The 21,353-nt window shown below is 36.8% G+C and carries 12 protein-coding genes, 1 tRNA gene and 1 pseudogene; 5 read left to right on the top strand and 9 right to left on the bottom strand.

The genetic code is table 11. The features are described 5' to 3' along the window. Nucleotides 1–25: 25 nt before the first annotated feature. From IEV39_RS02550 to IEV39_RS02535, 4 genes are read right to left on the bottom strand one after another with little or no spacing between them, the layout of a single operon-like run. The gene (locus IEV39_RS02550; RefSeq protein WP_005287198.1) at nucleotides 26–1,468 is read right to left on the bottom strand and encodes a DHA2 family efflux MFS transporter permease subunit; all 1,443 of its coding nucleotides are present in this window, start codon (nucleotides 1,466–1,468) and stop codon (nucleotides 26–28) included. Next, entirely contained in the window at nucleotides 1,468–2,658 is a 1,191-nt protein-coding gene (locus IEV39_RS02545; RefSeq protein ID WP_005287201.1) for a type III PLP-dependent enzyme, read from the bottom strand. Before IEV39_RS02545 ends, IEV39_RS02550 begins: the two co-directional genes overlap by 1 nt. After that, nucleotides 2,651–4,429, bottom strand: coding sequence for an IucA/IucC family protein (locus tag IEV39_RS02540; RefSeq protein WP_005287206.1), 1,779 nt, complete (start codon nucleotides 4,427–4,429; stop codon nucleotides 2,651–2,653). The genes IEV39_RS02545 and IEV39_RS02540 overlap by 8 nt, the downstream gene beginning before the upstream one ends. Before the next feature lie 43 nt (nucleotides 4,430–4,472). Next, complete coding sequence (locus IEV39_RS02535) at nucleotides 4,473–6,632, bottom strand: TonB-dependent receptor (RefSeq protein WP_050560211.1); 2,160 nt, start codon at nucleotides 6,630–6,632, stop codon at nucleotides 4,473–4,475. Nucleotides 6,633–7,915: 1,283 nt separating this feature from the next. Between IEV39_RS02535 and IEV39_RS18700 the strand changes: the two are divergent. Then, nucleotides 7,916–8,223: pseudogene (locus IEV39_RS18700) on the top strand (site-specific integrase); the annotation flags it as partial. 17 nt (nucleotides 8,224–8,240) lie between these two features. On the opposite strand, the gene IEV39_RS02525 reads toward IEV39_RS18700, so the two are convergent. From IEV39_RS02525 to IEV39_RS02515, 3 genes are all read right to left on the bottom strand, one after another. Beyond that, nucleotides 8,241–8,330: transfer RNA gene (locus IEV39_RS02525), tRNA-Ser, on the bottom strand. Between the two features lie 85 nt (nucleotides 8,331–8,415). Next, on the bottom strand, nucleotides 8,416–10,446 hold the full coding sequence (locus IEV39_RS02520) for an NADPH-dependent 2,4-dienoyl-CoA reductase (protein ID WP_005287212.1): 2,031 nt from the start codon (nucleotides 10,444–10,446) through the stop codon (nucleotides 8,416–8,418). Nucleotides 10,447–10,656: 210 nt separating this feature from the next. Beyond that, nucleotides 10,657–11,574 carry a DMT family transporter gene (locus tag IEV39_RS02515; protein ID WP_005287215.1) on the bottom strand — a complete coding sequence of 306 codons (918 nt, stop codon included), beginning with the start codon at nucleotides 11,572–11,574 and terminating at the stop codon, nucleotides 10,657–10,659. A gap of 170 nt (nucleotides 11,575–11,744) precedes the next feature. Here IEV39_RS02515 and IEV39_RS02510 point away from each other — a divergent pair, with 170 nt between their 5' ends. Next, nucleotides 11,745–12,596: a LysR family transcriptional regulator gene (locus IEV39_RS02510; protein ID WP_005287218.1), complete on the top strand. Its 852-nt coding sequence runs from the start codon at nucleotides 11,745–11,747 to the stop codon at nucleotides 12,594–12,596. 20 nt (nucleotides 12,597–12,616) lie between these two features. Here IEV39_RS02510 and IEV39_RS02505 read toward each other — a convergent pair whose 3' ends face one another. After that, nucleotides 12,617–12,964, bottom strand: a complete 348-nt coding sequence (locus IEV39_RS02505; RefSeq protein WP_005287220.1) for a hypothetical protein — start codon at nucleotides 12,962–12,964, stop codon at nucleotides 12,617–12,619. Nucleotides 12,965–13,183: 219 nt separating this feature from the next. Here IEV39_RS02505 and argG point away from each other — a divergent pair, with 219 nt between their 5' ends. Both argG and IEV39_RS02495 read left to right on the top strand, forming a co-directional pair. Continuing rightward, nucleotides 13,184–14,527 (top strand): argininosuccinate synthase, encoded by a 1,344-nt coding sequence (gene argG / locus IEV39_RS02500; protein ID WP_005287223.1) that lies wholly within the window; start codon nucleotides 13,184–13,186, stop codon nucleotides 14,525–14,527. Nucleotides 14,528–14,716: 189 nt separating this feature from the next. Further along, nucleotides 14,717–15,400, top strand: coding sequence for a pirin family protein (locus IEV39_RS02495; RefSeq protein ID WP_005287227.1), 684 nt, complete (start codon nucleotides 14,717–14,719; stop codon nucleotides 15,398–15,400). Between the two features lie 653 nt (nucleotides 15,401–16,053). On the opposite strand, the gene IEV39_RS02490 is transcribed toward IEV39_RS02495, so the two are convergent. Further along, entirely contained in the window at nucleotides 16,054–16,671 is a 618-nt protein-coding gene (locus IEV39_RS02490) for a thiol:disulfide interchange protein DsbA/DsbL (RefSeq protein ID WP_032883171.1), read from the bottom strand. A gap of 797 nt (nucleotides 16,672–17,468) precedes the next feature. Between IEV39_RS02490 and IEV39_RS02485 the strand changes: the two genes are divergently transcribed. Then, nucleotides 17,469–21,254, top strand: a complete 3,786-nt coding sequence (locus IEV39_RS02485; RefSeq protein WP_005287231.1) for an SIR2 family protein — start codon at nucleotides 17,469–17,471, stop codon at nucleotides 21,252–21,254. Nucleotides 21,255–21,353 lie beyond the last annotated feature (99 nt).

Genomic DNA, 21,353 nt, shown 5'->3' with positions numbered 1-21,353 from the left:
AATTTTATCCTTAATCAAACCTGAATTAATTTGTTTGTTCTGATGACATTGAAGGAAAACCCTCTTCTTTGCTGTTTAGAGGAAAGAAAAAGGCAAAAGGTAATGTCAAAAGAATAAATAGGCCTGTAGCCAAAAAAGCTTCACTGATTGCGGTATGCATTGCGAAACTATGAGATGTACCTAGGGTTGTGATTTGATGACTACGAACCTCTAGATAAACAGCAGCGATAATGATTGCCACTGACGAAAAAACTCGCCGTAAAATATTATTCATTGCAGCACCTTGAGCAATGAATTGCTCTGGTATTGCATTTAACCCCGCTGTTGTGACAGGCATATATGACAGCCCAATACCAACCCCACGCGCGATCATTAAAGCCATGATGAGCCAAATCGATACATGATTATTTAAGCTGCCCAAACTGAGTGTAGCGATGCCTGAGATAAAGACACCGATCGTAACAATGCCTCTTGGCCCATAGCGATCCAGGGTTTTCCCCCCCCAATTAACAAACCAGCTTGCTGAAACAGCAGTGCATAACAAGGCTAAACCCGTCCAAATCGGACTATAGCCCAACACCATTTGTACAAATAAAGGTAATAGAACTAAACATTCGAACATACCAACAGCTTGCGCTACTGCAATCACAACGCTGAAAGAATAACTTTTGATTTTGAAGACTCTTAAGTTAAGCAAAGGCTGCTGTTTGCTTAACTCGACGATAATAAACAGCAATAAAAATAAAGCTGAAATCATCAAAAATAATGCATGCAATGGATCGATCAAAGCATCCAATGTGCGAATCTGACTTAAGCTAAACATCAACAGGCCTAAGCCTAAAGTAATGCAGATAAACCCTAACCAATCAAAGCTTATATCTTGACCCTGTTGTTCTTTTGGCAAAGACTTTAAAGCTAAAACAAAGCCAATGATTCCGATGGGAATATTCATGACGAATAACATTCGCCATGAACTAAGCTCTAAGAGAATTCCACCAATTAAAGGCCCAACTGCAGGCGCAAGCATAACGGCTGCTCCCCATAAGCCTGTGACACGACCACGTTCATTTTTGGGATAAACTGAGAAAATCAGTGCAAGTGATAAGGGAATCATTAAGCCACTCGAAATGCCTTGTACACATCTGGCAAAAATGACCCACCACATGCTATTTGCACAGGCACCCAGCAGAGACCCCACAATAAAGACCATCAAGCCCAATAAATACATGAATCTATTGCCAAATTTCCGGCTGAGATAACCCGTAAGTGGCATGGTCATACCCATACTGATCATGAAAGCAGCAACAATCCAACTCGCAGAAATGGGTCCAACACCAAATACATGCATAAATTCAGGAACAGCTGGATTTAACGCACTATTATTTAAACTTACGGTTGTTGTACCTAATAAAACACTTAATACGACCAGCCAGCGAGGAATACCTTGTTGTGGAAATACACGCACCATTAACCTCCAATAAAGATTTGTTGAGGCCTTGGGTGACACAAAAAGTCAGCGTGCGAAATGTTATAGCCATATGCCCCCGCTAAAGGGAGAACCAATAAATCACCAATCTGCACATCACTGAGTGCTTGGTTTCGGCTCAGAATGTCCTTTGGAGTACATAATTGACCAACGATATGATAGAGCTTGGTGGAGTGGTTGTTGACAGCAGCATTCAGGGTAATATGAGAAACTGGATGGTCGTGTCCTTGGGCTACAGGTAAACGAAATTGGTGAGTCCCACCTCGGCATACAAGAAAATTTTGCCCATGGCTGCTTTTTATATCTAAGACCTGAATAATGTAATAACCACAAAATGCTGAAATAAAGCGGCCCATTTCAAAACGGATAAAGGGAACGTCCTTATGACGAGCAAGTAACTGCTGTAACTCTCCACAAAATAAAGGCCAATTAAATTGTTGGTTGCTCAGATAATTAACCCCAATTCCTCCTCCAACATTGAGATGTTGTATTGTTTGAGGGTTGGTGGATATTTTTTTCCAAATCTCCCATTGATGTAGATACCACTCCATCAATTGTAAATGTTTAGACACATCGGTTTGATGGGACATCGCATGTATATGGAAACCACATAGACGCAAATGCTGGCTTGTTTCTGTCAGTTGAATCGCTTCAACCAAATTAGCCTCTTCAATTCCAAAAGGCGTTGCGGTACCAGCCATCGACAGTTTGGTTGATAAGTTGTCTGGCAATGACGGATTGATGCGAATCAATATGTTTTGAACAATCCCTGATTCTGCCGCAATCTGGTTAAGTCGCTGGATTTCATGCAGGCTTTCCACATGAATAAACTCCACGCCATGTTGTATTGCCAAGCGTAAATCTGAATCTAATTTGCCTGGTCCAGAAAAAATAAAGGGCTTATTTGATTCACATTGCTGAACTTTTGATATCTCTCCCCCAGAGGAAATTTCAAACCCGTCAATAACAGGCGCCAAGATATCCAGAATTTGTTTTTCACTATTGGCTTTAATCGCATAATAAAGCGAGACATTTTTAGGTAAAGCCGTGACCAGTGTCTGGGCATGCTGTTTTAAGGCATCCAAATCATAAGCAAATAATGCAATAGGATCATCATGACTTGCTTGCGCTACTAAAGCCTTATCAACAATACGTTGGGAAATATCAAACATAAGACTTTTCCCAAGGTGATTGTAATTCTACATAGCCCGCTTTACGATCAGCCTCGGCCGCGAGACGTACCTTAAAATTCGTCTTACAATGAATTGGCCCACCGTTCAATAAGGCATCAAGTTCAGGTGTGGGTCTTCGTAGTTCAGTCCGAATCGTCTTGAGCTCATCGTGCACGATATCCCACATCTTTGTTGCTAAAGTCGGACGTTTCCATGTAAGCGCAAGAATAGCCTCGGATATGTTATTCACGAATAAACAGTAGCAAACACGTTGCCATCCATTATGTCTAGAGTACTCCATTGACTGTTGAACACGAGGATGAATCTGCTTATTTGCAATTAGATTCATACCCACATCTGAAGTTAATTTGACACCTTCGAAATCTCTTAATAATATTTTTTTAGGTTGGCCTTGTTGATGTACTAAAATCGTATTTTGTAAATGAGGCTCCATAACAATGCCATGGTTATAGAACAAAAATAAAACTGGACGCAAAAGTAAGGCTTGATATTGTTTAAACCAATTGAGTAAGTCCTGTTCTTGTAAATTCTTAGGGGAAGCTTCTTCCAGGAACCCTAGAATATTGGGGGTTAAATTGGTAGAGCGCCCAAAAACGGTTCCTGCAAGCAAACAACTTTGTTCACCTTCTTCTTTACAAAAGTTATGGCGCAGAATGATTCCAGTTTGTTCTTTAAACCAGTTTTTATCTTCTGCTTGGGCGTCTGAGGGACACCAACATAAAACAGCAGGTTCTTCTACGGGTTCAAAGCCACCTAATGAGTCCATTTGGTTGGACATTAATTCTTTAAAAATTGCATCAATTAAAATTGTACTTTCTAATTCATACCAAGCATTTTTTCTTACACAGTTTGTGATACGCACATGCAATGAACCTTTGATGAAATAATCATGCTGTGGAGAAAACCATGTTCGTATGGATGCCGTTGGATAAAAGGGATGACCGTTACAACCCAGATCTTTAATTACACCAAGTTTGAGTAAATGCTGAGTACGAGGGTCTGCAATAAATAATTTTGCTTGTACAGGATGAAGAGAAATAACTGCTCTTTCCTCTCTTGTATTGATTTGATCTGCGACTCCCGCAAGTACTTGGTTGTCATCCAACCCATTTGCTTTAATCCACAAGTCAGACTTATTCACTTCAAATTGATGAAGTGCTGAACAACTACCAAATTCAGGTGAATATTGCAATTGATCTGTAACTAATGACCAAAGCCGGGCTTTAGGTGCAGGATGTGTTGGATGTCCAAACCATAATGCTTGTTCACTTCGTCTATAATTTTCTAAGCAATTATACTTTTCTTTGCTTGCATAATTATAAATTTTCTCTTTGAGTGCCCTGCTCTCAAAAATCTGCTCAATTAACTCATTATTTTTTTGTCCAGTAGCATCACTACAACTGTCGACCAAGGCAATAACAAATTGTCCGAAATCTAAATATTGCCAAATATCTTGATTCTGCTTCCCATAAATATCTGATAAATAATAGTGACTTCCTAAACAATCTTGTCGATCAACAAGAATAAAGAATTCCTGTAAATTTGGCATCTTAATATAAAGTGGAGTTCCCTTGACGATTTCACCATTAAAGAAAACACCAATTGGGATTCCACGCATGTCTTGTGGCCACTCGTACTTTACTAGCGACATTGGAAGTGCAAACTCTTTAATCAGACAGTTTAATAAAGCGTGTGATGCGGCTAAGTCACCAATCAAATTTGATCTAGAGGGACTACTTAACTGTTTCATACTAACTCCTTATTCTTAAGGCTTTTATATAGTGAATTATTTATTAAAATTTAATGGAATAACCTAAGGTGAGGCTTCTACCCCGACCTGCAAAATACCGTTTAGGCTCATTTAGTGCGCTTTGGGAATAATAAGTAATGTAGTCTTTATCCAATAAGTTTGAGACCGAAACACTGGCAGTACCTTTCGGTAATTGATATGCAACCACACCATCAACCAAGGTATAGCCACCAAAGTTAAGGTTTGGGTCATCAAAATTTCTTTCGAAAGCATGATTAATCTGAAGATATGAACTTAATTTATCTGTCCAGTCGGCCCCCCAGGTTGCAACCAGTCGATTCGGTGCAATGCTTAAACCATCCATACGACTATCTAATGAACCATTTTCATCACTGTCGTATTTACCTTGGGTATATGAGTAAGATAATTTCAAATTATGATTTTTGAGTTGATGACTCACACTGGTATCGACCCCTCTAATTCGTGTTTTTTCACGGGCCATCATGAATGTGCGTGTTTCAGGATCATATTTTGAACGGTCACCAAAATCTGAACTGGATTGAAACAGGCTTAAATCAAAGTTGGTATCTCCAAACTTGACCCGAGTTCCTGTCTCAATATTTTCTGTAAGTATGGGCTCAAGATTGCTTAAATTTTGAATACTTAGCCCAGGTGTATTAATGGCACGCAATGCTCGACCAACATCTGGCATTCCAAATCCTTCACTATAATTTGCGAAGAAAGTCAATTCATCAAGTGGCGAATACACGATTCCAGCATTGAACAAATTCTTGTCGAAATCCAGTTTACCACCTTGAACAAAGGTATTGTTATAGCGCGCAAGTGTCGTATAACTATCGGTTTCTAATGTTGAAATTTCACGACGTGCACCTGCATGCAGTGATAAGTTATCTAATACTTTTACTTCTGCTTGTAAAAATGGTGAATAGCTTTTATATCGAGACACAGGAACATAGGTTCTATTGGTGCTATAGAGATCCTGCTTACCTTTATCGTAAAGTGTATCGAGGCCAAGCGTCAATTTGAGATGGTCTTGGAATAAATTGTCTTTTATGAGACTGAGTTTGCTCCCAAACTTTGATCCAACGGAACGAGACTGATCATATAAGGTGCCATTGGGCGCAATACCTGGGTCTTGAAATGTAGGAGAGTTATCGGCTCCAAATAAACCTTCAAACTCTTGATTAAAAGCCATAACATTGAGCTTCATTCCAGCCAAATTATTATGCTCATAACTAATACTTGAGGTCCAGACATCATTATGAGGAGCAGTTCCAGGAGGTGTCTGCTCTATAGAGGTTGTTGGTATCCCAGCATTGCGATCTCCTGAAACCGCGGTATAGTTATTTTTCCCCTTGATTTGATAACGATTTACACTCGCTTGCACATGTTGGTCGTCATCTATTTGATAGCCCAATTTAGCAAGTATGTTATACATGCGCGAATCCATTAAGTCGCCTTGGGTATTATCCACACCGATAGGACGTCCCTTTCCATCAATATATAAACCTTGATCTTCGTAACTCATGGACAGTAAATAGTCGAAATTGTTATCGCGCCCATTCACGCTATAATCAGTTTTATAATTGAGTGTGTCAGAGCTGAACTGATCTGTTGGCATTGTTGTCTGAACATTCAGTGATTGATTAATCTCGCCATCTTCTGGGCGTTTGGTAATAATATTAATTACCCCGCCTGTTGCACCGATACCATTGGTTGCATTGGCTCCTTGAATCACTTCAATTCGATCTACCATGGAAAAATCAAGCGTATGTACTTCTCTGCCCGTTGGACGCAATGGATTTGATTGCGGTACACCATCAATCATAATCAATGGAGTTCTTCCTCGCAGTGTCTCACCACTACCGTTCATTTTGCCGCGACTCGGTGTATATGATGGTAATAAATTACTCAAGACATCTGATGAGTTAGAAGAAATTGCCAACTGTTTTTGTATATCTTCTTTCTTTAGAACAACAATGGTTTCAGATGCTTTTTTTTGCTCTACTTCGGAGCGAGAAGCCGAAATAACAATAGGTTTTAAGGTTTGAACTGAGTCTTTTTCCAATTCTTCATGATTTTCAGCATAGGCATAATGGCTAAAAATTAGAGGTGTCAGTAAAAGTAAAGAGTGTTTTTTGCTTAACGGAAGAGTTAAAGATCGAAAAAAGCGTTTTTCCACAATAATAACCACCAAAAAATTAAAACGATTACAAGTGCTCTAAATTTAAGCCAATGAATTTATAATCAGCAGATTTTTCAATACGGCTGCCTATTCTCCATGAACTGATTATTTATGAGACTTAATTTACGCATTTAAGGATAAAAATATTTTGCGAATGCTAATCACTCTCATTTAAGTTGTCAATTTCGAAAATCTTCATTCTTAATTTTATTGCTGGTTAATTTTTATTATCAAATTTAATAATATTTAATTAGGTAAATTGATATTTTTTTTCAAATTAAATAGTTAACAAAAATATAGATGTAGAAAATTTAAGATTTTAGCATTAAATTTGCATTGTAAAATAAAGTTAAAATATGTAATAAAAAAAATATATAAAATGTCCCATTTTGTTAAAAATTAAAATTTAAAATTACTATAAAAAACATGTACTTAAAAAAACAAAAAACTTAAATTAAAAAAATATAGTTAAATATAAATGTATGAAAACACTTATATTAAATTTTAAAAATAATTATTATCGTAGATTTTTTTACAGAAAGTGCCAAATAAAATTTTTAACTTCAATAAAACCTTTAACAATCATTAAAGTAAAGAAATTACACTATATAGATATAAATTTATTTTATAAATTATTTTTATGTTTTTTATAATTATTTTTAATAAATAAAAGACAATCATAATAAAATTTTATAACCCCATGTCATGAAATAGCTGTGCTAAAGATTTGAAGAAATTTTATCTGACATAAACTCACATTTTTAATCATTTAGTTTTTTATTTTATATATTCGTTTATTTAATGAAAGACTTAACCGAAACATAAAATTGTAAAATTTCAGCTAATCAAATAAATTTTATATCATCCCCCCTAAGTGTATGAGCTTCACCACTAATTACACCCTTCGTTGAGAACTATCTCTAAAATTACAGTAATATCTCTTCCACTATAAAAAACTATAAAGGTACGGTTTTACCAAATTGTGCATCGCCACTCAAAAACTGTAATGACATATTGACTTTATTGCGAAATGCATACAAGTTAATTCAAGCTGATAAAGTTCTTGATAAAAAGCCATTTGATTGAATAAAAAATTAGAAAATACTGATAGATGAACTAGATTTGTTCTATGAAATTGAATGCGAAAGAATACTAAAATGACTAAGAGAGAAGTATATTTCAGATGATCTAATTGTAAATTGGTGTTTGGGATATAGGTTCTGTGGACAAGCAGTTTCACAACAATGAAGGTCTTATTCGATTAATTTTAATTTTTAAACATATATGATGAGACCGGTGAAAAATTTACAGCGTCAAAATCATTAAGTTAGAAGTTATGGCTGTTTTGAAAGCGAATGGCATACGCTATCGCCCTGCCTATAACACTCGTCATACTTATACGACTGTATGCTTAAAAAATGGACTCAATCCAGTTTGTGTGGCTTCACAGCTGGGTCATAGTTTGGTAATGCTCATGCAGCGTTATGTGAAGTAAATTAATTCAGATAAGAACAAAGAAGAAATTACTAAAATTTCAAAGCGTGCCAAAGTTATGACAAAGAAAAAGGGAATCAAACTATATGTCTGATTCCCTTTTTAGATATTTGGCGGAAGCGGTGAGATTCGAACTCACGGAGGACTCACACCCTCGTCGGTTTTCAAGACCGGTGCATTAAACCGCTCTGCCACGCTTCCATGTGCGTAAGAATACAAAGCTTGCCCTGTTTATACAAGAGAAATTTAACTGCAATGTATTCAAATGCATATTGTTTCATCAATTTTACAGTTTAGCGGCTAATTCAGCACCATCTCGGATCGCTCGCTTTGCATCAAGCTCTGCAGCAAGCTTAGCTCCACCAATAATATGATAATTTGCCAAAGTACTTTCACCTTCTTTAGGCATTAAATCCTTGACCGATTCTTGTCCGGCACAGACCACAATGGTATCTACGCGCAACAATTGATCGTGTCCATTATGTTCAACCCATAAGCCCTCATCAGTCACTGCCTTATACTGCACACCACGTAACATACGCACAGCATGTTTTTTCAATTGCGCACGATGCACCCAACCCGAAGTTTTACCCAGACCAATTCCGAGTGGTGTCGTTTTACGTTGCAATAAATAAATCTGGCGCACAGGAACTTCCACTTCTGGACGCTGCATGCCCCCTTCAGAAATATAATCCGGGTTTGGGTCAACCCCCCATTCACGTTGCCACTCTGCCAAAGGTTGCGGCTGAGGCTGATGAGGCGGCTTTAATAGAAACTCTGATACATCAAAGCCAATCCCGCCTGCACCGATTACCGCAACTTTATGTCCGACCTCAGCACCACGCAAAACCTCAGCATAAGACAAGACCTGCGGTGCGGTGCTGCCTTGTATTTTTAACGCACGTGGCACCACGCCTGTTGCTACCACCACCTCATCAAAGCCTTCTCGCTCTAATTGTTCGCGACTGATCCGCGTATTTAAACGCACATCGACACCAGTTTGCTTCAATTGCACTTTAAAATAACGAATGGTTTCATGGAACTCTTCTTTACCAGGCACTACTTTGGCCAGATTAAACTGCCCGCCAACATCGTCATTGGCTTCAAATAAGGTCACGGCGTGGCCACGACTTGCAGCTACTGTTGCGGCAGACATTCCTGCAACACCACCACCGACAACGGCGATACGTTTTGGTTTTTTGGTTTTGATATAGACCAGTTCAGTTTCAAAACAGGCTTGCGGATTGACCAGACAAGTGACCCGTTGATTTTTAAAAGCATGGTCTAAACAGGCTTGGTTACAGGCAATACAGGTATTAATTTCATCAACACGATTGGTGGCTGTTTTATTGACCCAATACGGATCTGCCAAAAATGGACGTGCCATCTGCACCATATCCGCCTTACCTGAAGCAATGATTTCTTCAGCAACATCCGGCATATTGATACGATTCGATGCAATCACCGGAACAGAAACATGCTGCTTCACGGCTGCGGTATAGTCCACAAATGCTGCACGTGGTACAGAGGTTACAATGGTCGGCACACGGGCTTCATGCCAGCCAATCCCGGTATTGAGCAAAGTAATGCCTACTTTTTCCAATGCTTTGGCGACCACAATCACTTCTTGCATGGTATTGCCATCATGCACCAGATCCAGCAAAGACAGACGGAAAGCAATAATAAATTTTTCACCGACTTTGGCACGAATGGCCTTGACGATTTCGACCGGGAAACGCATACGGTTTTCAATATCGCCGCCCCAGCGATCGGTACGTTTATTCACGTGACTGCTCAGGAACTGGTTAATTAAATAACCTTCTGAACCCATGATTTCTACCCCATCATAGCCGGCTTTTTTAGCCAGACTGGCACAACGGGCATAATCATCAATGGTGGCCAAAATCTGTGAATCAGACATCTGACGCGGCTTAAACGGATTAATGGGCGCCTGAATGGGAGAAGAAGAAACTGAAAAAGGATGATAACCATAACGCCCGGAATGCAAAATCTGCATCAGAATTTTTGCACCATGTTTATGTACCGCATGCGTGACCAGACGATGATGCGGAATATCTGCCAGACTATTCATGGTTCCGCCCGCTGGTAATAACCAGCCTTGACGGTTTGGAGAAATCCCCCCCGTGATAATTAAGCCAACACCACCCTTTGCCCGCTCACCGAAATAAGCTGCAAGTTTAGGATAATTAAAAAAACGATCTTCTAAACCTGAATGCATTGAGCCCATTACGACACGGTTTTTAATGGTAGTAAAACCCAAATGTAATGGTTTTAAGATATTTGCATAGCTAGTCATGATATTCCTTGTTTAATTTTGGCTTTGCAACTTGTTGCATAGTACTTTAATACTTTTTTATTGATTTGGGATGACTATAGCGCGAATTTTAATGGTTGAAAGTGTCAATTTAACGTGATGACTGGAAACTAATCTTCATTATCAACCTATAAAAAAGCAGTCATTTCACTGACTGCTTTTTTACGTCAACATTTAATAATGGTACATCGCTTAAGGCTGTTGATTGCATGAATAAGCCAAACGACTTTTGTTTTTTTTCACTTTGAGCGAACTCATCACAATCCCCAGACAAATAAAGACCGCACCGATTAAGATATTCAGGGTTAAAGGTTCATGCCAGATCAGCGAACCAAAAAATAAACTTAGAATTGGAATACACATGATTGAGATCGAAGCAACAAAAGTATCCACCTGACTCACGATCCAGTTCCATAATGCAAATGCAAATCCTGTTCCAACCACTGCAATATAAAATAAGGCAGATTCATTTAAAGGGTTGAGCCAAACTTGGACATCTACAGGCTCAAAAGCTAAAGCACCAGCAAAAATAATAGCTCCACCTAATAACAGTTGCCAAATGGTCAGCTTGATTTTGTCATACGTCGCAAAATTCTTTTTAATAAACACCGTTGATAAGGCCCAAAAGAAACCAGAACCAATTAACAAGATTTGTCCAAGCAATGAGGTATTCATATGGATATGCTGCAGTTGTGGCCAAAGAATGGCGATCAGCCCCAATGTACCTAAAACCAACCCCAAACCCTTTTGGCTATTCAAACGTTCATTTAAGAAATAATGTGCCAGCACCCCAATAAAAATTGGCATGGTAAAGACCAGCACTGCCGATAAACCCGAAGCCACAAATTGCATCGCAAAAGTTTGCGTTGCATAGAAACCTAGACAAATCAGCAAGCTTAAAATCATCAAGGGCTTCCACTCTGACGGTTTTGGCAAAATCGGTTTCTTCAACATTCGCTGTATGATCATTAAAGTCAGTGCTGCCAGAATCAAACGTGTAGAAATAAACAGGAATGGTGGAAAGACTTGCAAACTGTGTTTAACCAAGCCCCATAAAGAACCCCAGACCAGACATAACAACGCGATTGCGCTTACGACTCGAATATTCACGTGTTGTACTCAACCCTTGGAAAGTCATGTTAGTGTATAAAATAAATGACATCATGAATAATGCTATGTTTTAATAGATCCATCATTTTTTTTGATGCCTATTTAGCACACTCTCCTTTTTGAATTTTATCCTTTCGGAATGGATGAGCTGGCACGATTGAGGAATTGCCGTGAATATTGATATTAATGATATCCGTTCTTTTGTCACTGTAGCCGAGTTGAAAAGTATTACGGCGGCGGCACATAAGCTCAATTATTTACAATCCAATATGACTGCAAAAATCAAGAAGATTGAAAATCATTACAAACGCCAGTTATTTATCCGTAGACCCAAAGGCGTTGAGCTGACTGAATCAGGTATGAATTTATATGCCCAATATAAAAAAATGATGTTCACCTGGGAGGAAACCGAAAATAAAATCTATCAACAAGAAAGCGTACTGCGTTTCGGGACCAATACCAGTCTTGGTGGCATGCGTTTTTACCCATCTTTTAGCAAATTATATGAGGCTTATCCCGACCTCTCGATTACCATGAAAACGGGTTCTACGGGCTATATTGAAGATGAAATTCTCGCCGGCAATCTGGATATGGCCTATGCACTAGGTCATCCAAAACAAAAGAACCTGCAATATATTCAAAAGGCGGATGATCAACTGGTGATTATTGGCAAAAATATGATTAACCACGACAGTCTTGAAGAGTGTCTGAATCATCAAAATATCTTGTTGGCCTCTGAACAATGCTGCTATGCCACAACTCTGGATAGCATCTATAGCGACTATAATCTTAAAAAGGGTGAACTCACCCATATTTATGATCATGAAGCTTTAATTCACTTTACCCAGCTGGGTATGGGCATTTCCATGATTGCCAAGTCATTGATTGAGAAATACAAGATTCAATACTATCGGGAAACGCCTGAACAATATCGGGACATTGGACTATATTTGATTGCACGCAATGACCATGTCTTTACACCGATCGAGAAGCAATTTATTGGCCTAAATGATGCACTTTGAGCTCATTTTCAAGGACATCGTTAACTTTTTTGCAGTTCAGTTGGCAGTTTAAAAGTTGAATCTTTTTCCCATTTGAATAGAGAGAAAAACAGCATGACAACAGCCATAACCGTTCCTAAAGGAAACATATTGAGCATAAAGACCGTCATTAAGATTGAACCAATACGACTACTTGTACTTCCCGTCCTAACACTTTTTGCACATAGAAAATGAACAACAATCAAGGCTATACGCCCCAACAGACCACCAATAAAATATTTAGGCATATGCATAATCAAGTTATAAATCGCATAGACAAGATCTGATATCAAGATAAACGCGACAATGCGATGTAATGTAGAGAGAATCTGATTGTTCGTTTCTAGCATTTTATTCTTTCACCCTGTTTAGAATCTTAATAAAAACTTTATGTTTATCGTAAAACTTTATATTTTTCCGATGTTAATCTATTTTTCAAATGAAAAAAAAAGAATTCCTTTCCTAACAGAAAAAAAATCGATTTGAAAAGTGATATAGTACGGAACGTATAAATTCTCTTTGGTCACCGAAGTATTAGGGTGCCTATTTCGAAATAGTTAGGACTAGCAATGACTGATAATGCAACGATCTTGCAGCATGTACCAGTAGGTAAAAAAGTAGGGATTGCCTTCTCTGGTGGTTTAGACACTTCAGCAGCTTTATTATGGATGAAACAGAAAGGCGCAGAGCCTTATGCATACACTGCAAATCTGGGTCAACCTGATGAAGATGACTATGATGCTATTCCAAAGAAAGCTGAACAGTACGGCGCAGTCAAAGCTCGATTAATCGATTGTCGTTTACAACTTGCGCTTGAAGGTATTGCAGCGATTCAATGTGGTGCATTCCATATCAGCACAGGTGGTGTTCCTTATTTCAATACCACACCTTTAGGTCGTGCAGTGACAGGTACCATGCTGGTCACCGCAATGAAAGAAGATGACGTTAATATCTGGGGTGATGGCTCAACCTATAAAGGTAACGATATTGAACGTTTCTATCGTTATGGTTTATTGACCAACCCTGCTCTTAAAATCTATAAACCATGGTTAGACCAACAGTTTATTGATGAGTTGGGTGGCCGTGCCGAAATGTCGCAATTCTTAATCGACAACGGCTTTGACTATAAAATGTCAAAAGAAAAAGCCTATTCAACTGACTCGAATATGTTGGGCGCAACACATGAAGCCAAAGATTTAGAATACTTAAATGCTGGTATTAAAATCGTCGACCCGATCATGGGTGTTGCATTCTGGAAAGAAGAAGTTGAAATCCAACCAGAACAAGTGAGCATTACTTTTGAAGAAGGTATGCCGGTTGCGCTCAATGGCCAACGCATCGAAGATCCGGTTGAATTTATTTTAGAAGCAAACCGTATCGGTGGCCGTCATGGTTTAGGTATGTCTGACCAGATCGAAAACCGTATTATCGAAGCAAAATCTCGCGGTATTTATGAAGCACCGGGTATGGCATTGTTACACATTGCTTATGAGCGTCTAGTCACTGGTATTCATAACGAAGATACCATTGAACAATACCGTATCAACGGTTTACGTTTAGGTCGTTTACTTTACCAAGGTCGCTGGTTCGATTCACAAGCGTTAATGCTTCGTGAAACTTCACAACGTTGGGTTGCGAAAGCAATTACTGGTACTGTAACACTCGAATTACGTCGTGGTAATGATTACACCATCATGAATACTGAATCTCCAAACCTCACTTATGAAGCTGAGCGTTTAACGATGGAGAAAGGTGATTCGATGTTTACACCGATGGATCGTATCGGTCAGTTAACCATGCGTAACCTTGATATCACAGATACACGTGCAAAACTGGGTATCTACACAGAAACTGGTCTGCTTTCTGTAGGTCAAGGCTCTGCAATTCCACAATTGGAAAACAAATCAAAATAAGCATTTGATACATTGGTATCAAACCTTAAAAGGCTGAATCTTGTATTCGGCCTTTTTTATACCCTTAAACAATAAGCAGCCCCATCATCTCAATTATAGAACAACACGTCGCAATAAAAGACTATTTATCCCTATAATGAATCGATAATATAAGCATCAAGCAGAACATAATAATTTGGGAGATGAAAGATGAATGCTTATCTACATCGTAGTGAAAATCGTGGTCATGTTAAAGCAGGCTGGTTAGACACCTACCATAGTTTTTCATTTGGTAGCTGGTATAACCCGAAATACATGGGTGTCAGTGCCCTGCGCGTCATTAATGACGATACCGTGGCTGCACACAATGGTTTTGGTACTCACCCGCATGACAATATGGAAATCCTGACCTGTGTACTGGATGGCACCATTTCCCATAAAGACAGCATGGGCAATGAAGGCCAGATCAATGCAGGTGAATGGCAATTGATGAGTGCGGGTACAGGCGTCACTCACAGTGAAATGAACAAGCATGATAAAGCGGTGCATCTGTTACAGATCTGGATTCAACCGAATGTACAAGATGCAGAACCCACCTATCAGCAAATTCAGCTCAATCCGAAAGATCATCCAAACCAATGGCACTTGATCGCAGGTGATGAATCTGCACCGATGCTGATCCGTCAAAATGCTGAAGTGAAAACTGCGGTCATTGAAAAAGATCAACATCTAGACATTACAGCACGGAAAAAAGTGAACTACGTGCATGTAATTTCAGGTGAAGTGATGATTGCAGATCATTTAGTCAAAGCTGGTGATGCCTTGCTATTTGATGAAACAGCCACCATTACTGCACTACAAGACAGTCAGATGATCTGGTTTGACCTACCTTAAGTCCTGGTTTAACTCGTACTCCTCCCTCGGGGGTACGAGCTTTTTAATCGCTACTTCCGCCACCATCACAACTCCCCGAATCCGAGCTAGGACTGTCGCTTATGCTACAGTGATCGGTAGGTCTGGAATCATGATGTTGAGATGAGTCATTTATATAAGGTATTGGCGAATACGAATCATTAGAGTCAGATGAAACTTGTCTAGCGCTGGTTCTCTTTACCCAGAGAATGAATAAAACCAAGCCAATCACAACCAGTACAATAATAAATAACAGCATTAGAAATCTTGAGTGCCGTGCCAATCTTTAGAAATGACTATATCCTGAGTCTAGACTTTTAAAAAGATAGACATTAAAAAAGCCCGATTAACGGGCTTTTCTACAACCTTGAACATTTTTAAAAACAATCTAGATTGTTTCGTTCGTTGTTAGCTGTGTATTCAGGTCATCATATCTTTTTGCATTTAGGCAAGATTTCTCTTAAATCCCAAATAGTATATGACTTCCTTATTGTTTAAATTAGCACCAATTATGAATGGGGTCAAGCACCCTTTTAATGCTAAAAAGCTAAACCCAATACAGCATAGCCGTGCCGAAGCAAACTATCCAAACAATGTGTTGAACTCAAAATAATGTAATCATGAAAAACTAAACATTATTTGTTTTTACGTTCTTTATTCACCAGATAATCCACCACTTGCACAACCTTTTCATCACCGCCCTGAACAATATATTTACCATTTACCACGACCGCAGGAACGCCAGTGAGTTGGTATTTACGCGCCAATTGATTGGATTCGGCAATTTTTGCCGTGATTGCAAAAGAATCAAACATGCTATTAAACTTTTGCTCAGGTACGCCGTATTGGGTAAAAAATTTAGCAAAAGCTTCCTTTTGCAAAACTCTTTGATTGCCAGAAAAATTGGCATGGAATAATGGTAAATGTGTCCGCTTACGAACGCCTAATGCTTCACTGACATAATAGGCACGCGCACCCTGCTCCCACATGGGTGTCATTGCTGCCGGCGTACGAAGAAAATACACATCTTTTGGAATCTTCTTCAACCAGCTTTGCATATGCGGTTCTAATTTAAAGCAATAGGTACAGCCATACCAAAAAAATTCCCGTACCTCGATTTTATCTGGAACAGACGTTTTTTCTGGATTTTGTACAACCGTATAATCTTTTCCTGCAACAAAATCTGCTGCCATTGTCTGGGTAGAAAGTACTGCAACCATTGCAGTAAGGCCCGTTAAAATAAATTTTTTCATTAACTTCACTAAGCTCTTAGCGCCTTTATCGCGCCCGAGAATTTATAAGTAATACCATTCCAAAACCTCATCGTAAAACACTGTTTATGTCCTTAAAACAGTCGATATCAGACTACGATGGGCATAGTTTACTCGAGAAATGCCCTACAAAAAGTAGGTCTTATAAATTATCGATTAAAATCAACAATTAAAAACAAAAATACTACAGCTTAATAGATCTATTATTAAGATTCATGTCGTTACGTCTTGTTTTATCAGTTAGTCTCAGCCGCCTTTTTAAAGCTATAAAAAAAAGCCCTGGATCGTTTCGAATCAGGGCTTTCGAGTTCATGTAACTTCATAAAAAGTTATATGACTTTAATATCTTGGTAGGTATATCCAATACCGAACTTAATTACAATCAATTGTTTTTATTGATTTATTTAAAAAAAACAAAATCAATGATACACATTGTGATACATATAATTATCTAGTGCCATAAACTTTTGTTCCGAGGGTCGGACTCAAAATATTAACATTTAACATTGTTTTTTAACATTTTTATATAAAAAGAATTAAATAAGGTACTTAGATAGGTGTTCATTATTTACAATAAATGGGCTTTATTAACAATGAATTTTTAAAAAATATTTCAAATTTTCCTATATTAGATCTTTGCTCACACCCCTTTTGATATATTTACCAATGATAATTTTATTCGATTCAGGAAAATTTTAGCGCTTCATATATAGATTTTTATATGTTATAAAACATAAGTTTATAAATAAAAAAACTACTAATCGTAAGTTGGAAATAAGATGCGTTTTACTAAAAGTGGTCCAAATATTCCTAATGAATTAATTGAAGCACAAAAAAAAGGCGAACTTTTATTTTTCTGTGGGGCAGGAGTATCAGTTCCAGCTGGGTTACCTACTTTTTATAGCCTAACTAAACAAGTAGCTGAAAGATTACATGCATTGGATGATGATAATAATGAAGTTTCACAATTACTCTTTAATAATCAATTTGATAGAACATTTACAGCATTAAAAAGAACATATGGTGATAAGATTGTTGATACTATTTTATTAAATACACTAAAAGTTACAAAAACCCCTTTACTAACGAATCATGAGAATCTGTTAAAACTTTCGATAAATGAAGAAAAGAAACCTTTTCTAATAACAACAAACTTTGATCTACTTTTTGAAAAAGTAGATAGGAAAATAAAATCATTTGTTCCACCATATCTACCCGACCTGCAATCTAAAGATGCTTTATCAGGCATTGTTTACTTACATGGCAAATGGATAGACCCAAAGAAAAATGAACCTAACAATCTTATTATCTCATCTCAAGATTTTGGTAGTGCCTATTTATCTCATGGTTGGGCTACACGTTTTTTATCAAATCTATTGACACGCCGTACAGTCGTATTAATTGGGTATTCAGGTGATGATACTCTAGTTCGATATTTGCTTGAGGGACTAAACTCAGAAAATTCGGAGAATAAAAATCAAATATATGCATTTGAAAGAGGTGAGCAAAGTCAGATTGATAAAAAATGGGCACAACTTGGTGCAATAGGTATTTCATATCCCAATCATGATGATCTATGGAATACCATTACAGAATGGTCAAAATATTCACATGATGAAGATCACTGGAATAAGCATATTTTTGAACTGAGTCAAAAAAGTCCTAAAGATCTAGAAGCATTTGAAAGAGGACAAGTTACTAATTTTATTTCCACTCTCAAAGGTGCAAATAAATTTCAATTATATGATCCCCCTGCTCGTGCAGAATGGATTTATGTGTTTGATAAATACGTAAGACTGGGAGAACCAAAAAACTTAAAAGATGAAGCTGGCAATGAATATCTACTTGATCCAATTGATCTATATGGCATTGATACTGATCCCAATCGGACAGAGATAGAGTTAGCGCCTAGTCATTTAAAACATGATATAGGAGAAGATTTCATTGATAATTTAACTATTGATCATTCAAGCAATTTAAGGGAAAGAATATCAAATCTAGAATACAGAAAACTGTTCAGCGTTAACTCAAGGGTTACTAGCTTAATTAGGTGGTTTATAAAAGTTATTGAACAACCCGAGAGCATATGGTGGATAGCCAACCAAAACCACTTACATCCTTTAATAATTAGTGAAATTGAAAAAGAATTTAGTAAAACAACTCACTCCCTATCTAAATATAAAATAGATTTTTTTGAAAAATTAATATTAAGCCATAAACTATTAGAACGACAACCAACAATAACTTGGTATGAACTAAAATTTTTAGTAGAAAAAAATAATAATTTATTTACCAACTCAAATTTACATGATCTAGAGTCTTTACTAGAACCAACTCTAAAAATAAACCACACCTTCTCTCATACATCATACTTAGCAACTGAAGATGAAAATAATCAAAAAATTGTTTTTAAACCTAAATTCATTGGTTTTAATCATGATGCAATAGATGTCCATGAGAACTCTCTCATAGATGTTATAGACATTCTTGCAAGGTCATTAACTAAGTATTTAAATTTACTTAAAATTACTTCAGCGAGTATTAGTTCTTTTTTACACTTAGATTATCCAACAATAAAACTCAATGATTTCAATGAAGATATGTATGAAACATATGATAATATTGGTAAAATAATTGTTTGGATAAGTCACTTAATTAACAGACAAATCAAAATAGATGAAAATGAAATTCACAAGCTTTCTGAAAAATGGCCAAAAAATGATTCCTTCATTTTCAATCGCTTGAATCTATTTATTTGGACTTATTCTCAAGATATTCAAAAACATCATATCGGAAAACATATAAAAAACTTCTCTGATGAACTTTTTTGGAGTTCAGTTTTAGAAGCTGATTTATTTAAACTTATATCCAACCAATGGAATAATATTCAAGAAGAAGATCGCACAATAATTGAGAAAAGAATAATAAAATATTATCCAAATACTGAATATTTTGATAAGAAAAGATTTGAACAAAGTAAAATTTATCATATTGGTAGATTTTTGAGTAAAATTGAAAGCACAAAAATAGGACTATCTGAATCTTCTAGAGGTTATTTGATAAAAATTAAATCATCAGATAAATGGAGAGAAAGTTTTTTAGATAATGATCCATTCACTCCCAATGTTATTTCAGGTTCCGTAAAAACCAATACATCTATGGAAATGCTAGATTTAACTCTATTAACTGACTCAACAAAACTACTTGATAGGATAGAAGAAGTTGAGAAGGACAGAAATATAGTTTTTGAGCAGAACAGACTATTTATTGGCCTAATACAGAAAGATATACCATATGTTCTGAAGTTGCTTTCAAATGAGCTTAATTTGAATAATTTACGAGAAAGCTTTTGGCAGCAGTTATTTTATAACATTCCTGATAATGCGACTCTAGAAGAAAAATTATTAATTGCCAATACGATATTAATTTTGCCATCAGAATTAATTTCAAGTTGTCGATTTTGTTTACCGCAATGGATTAACGGAAAACTTGTAAATACATGTAGGTCAAATCAGCCCCTGTTTTGGCAAGTTTGGGATTATGTATTTATTGCCTTAAATACTATGGGAGTAGATGCAACTAAAAGCTCATTTGGGGATATTAGAAGAGGAGGAAAAATTATCAAAAGATCTCGAAAAACATTAGATTATGCCCTGAACTCACCTATAGGTCAGTTAGTTGATGCAGTATTTTCAACCTTTAATGCTTGGGAATTAGATCCAATGATTTGCAAAAAAGACTACCTTCCGAGATTTGAATTAGCACTAAATAGTGTGGGTGAAGGAGCTGATCATGCGGCAGTAATGATAGCTTATCGTTTTAATTTCATCTATTACAATTATAAAAAATGGACTGAATCTCATTTAATCCCACTTTTAGATATTGAAAATCCATTAAGTGAGCCTGTTTGGAATGGGATAACACTTAATATGCCATACAAAGAATCATCTTTAAAAATAAAGCCTTATCTTGAATCATTAATAAAAAGTAAACCAGAATGGTTTACTAATGAAAAACTAAAAAATAATTTAGCAGTATATATTGTTGCATTGAGCTTTTGGTCACATTCTTACCCTAAACACTATTCAGATATTGAATTAAGAAATTTATTGCGTAAATGTGATATTGATATGCTTTCTCATTCATTATGGATGTTGAATCAAATAATCATTAAAGAAAAAAACTGGTTGAGTTTTGGTCAACACTTTGTAAAAAACATTTGGCCTAAAGAGCTTGCTTTCCAAAATTCGAGACTTTCAGAAAGATGGCTAAATTTAATTTTAGAAACATCTAATGACTTTATAGATGCTACCAAGCATATAATGCCTTATTTAGGAAAAATAGAATCGGGCTCTTTATTCCTATTTAGATTAGTTAAAGACGATAAAGTTTTTCTTTTAGAACAGCACCCTGAAGAAATCCTCATGTTACTAGATCAAGTAATAGGTTCAAGAATTGAACATTATGATTTTTATCTAAAAGATATATTAGATAGACTAATCTTAGTTGAACCCACTATTAAAAATAACTCTTCATGGAGAAGATTAAAAGAAATCTCAAGATAATTTTATTTATCTTGAGATAACAAGCCTTGATAAGTTATATATTTTATCAATTCCTTGAAATATTAAGTATTTTAAGAACAAATGAAATTAACAACATCT

It is taken from the genome of Acinetobacter courvalinii (assembly GCF_014635545.1).
GTDB classification, from domain to species: domain Bacteria; phylum Pseudomonadota; class Gammaproteobacteria; order Pseudomonadales; family Moraxellaceae; genus Acinetobacter; species Acinetobacter courvalinii.
This window is presented reverse-complemented; position numbering and strand designations above follow the sequence as displayed.

What these genes read in the sequence shown, in the direction of transcription:
- IEV39_RS02550 (WP_005287198.1), bottom strand. Translation starts at nt 1,468, where the DNA reads ATGGTGCGTGTATTTCCACAACAAGGTATTCCTCGCTGGCTGGTCGTA.
- IEV39_RS02545 (WP_005287201.1), bottom strand. Translation starts at nt 2,658, where the DNA reads ATGTTTGATATTTCCCAACGTATTGTTGATAAGGCTTTAGTAGCGCAA.
- IEV39_RS02540 (WP_005287206.1), bottom strand. Translation starts at nt 4,429, where the DNA reads ATGAAACAGTTAAGTAGTCCCTCTAGATCAAATTTGATTGGTGACTTA.
- IEV39_RS02520 (WP_005287212.1), bottom strand. Translation starts at nt 10,446, where the DNA reads ATGACTAGCTATGCAAATATCTTAAAACCATTACATTTGGGTTTTACT.
- IEV39_RS02505 (WP_005287220.1), bottom strand. Translation starts at nt 12,964, where the DNA reads ATGCTAGAAACGAACAATCAGATTCTCTCTACATTACATCGCATTGTC.
- argG (WP_005287223.1), top strand. Translation starts at nt 13,184, where the DNA reads ATGACTGATAATGCAACGATCTTGCAGCATGTACCAGTAGGTAAAAAA.
- IEV39_RS02495 (WP_005287227.1), top strand. Translation starts at nt 14,717, where the DNA reads ATGAATGCTTATCTACATCGTAGTGAAAATCGTGGTCATGTTAAAGCA.
- IEV39_RS02490 (WP_032883171.1), bottom strand. Translation starts at nt 16,671, where the DNA reads ATGAAAAAATTTATTTTAACGGGCCTTACTGCAATGGTTGCAGTACTT.
- IEV39_RS02485 (WP_005287231.1), top strand. Translation starts at nt 17,469, where the DNA reads ATGCGTTTTACTAAAAGTGGTCCAAATATTCCTAATGAATTAATTGAA.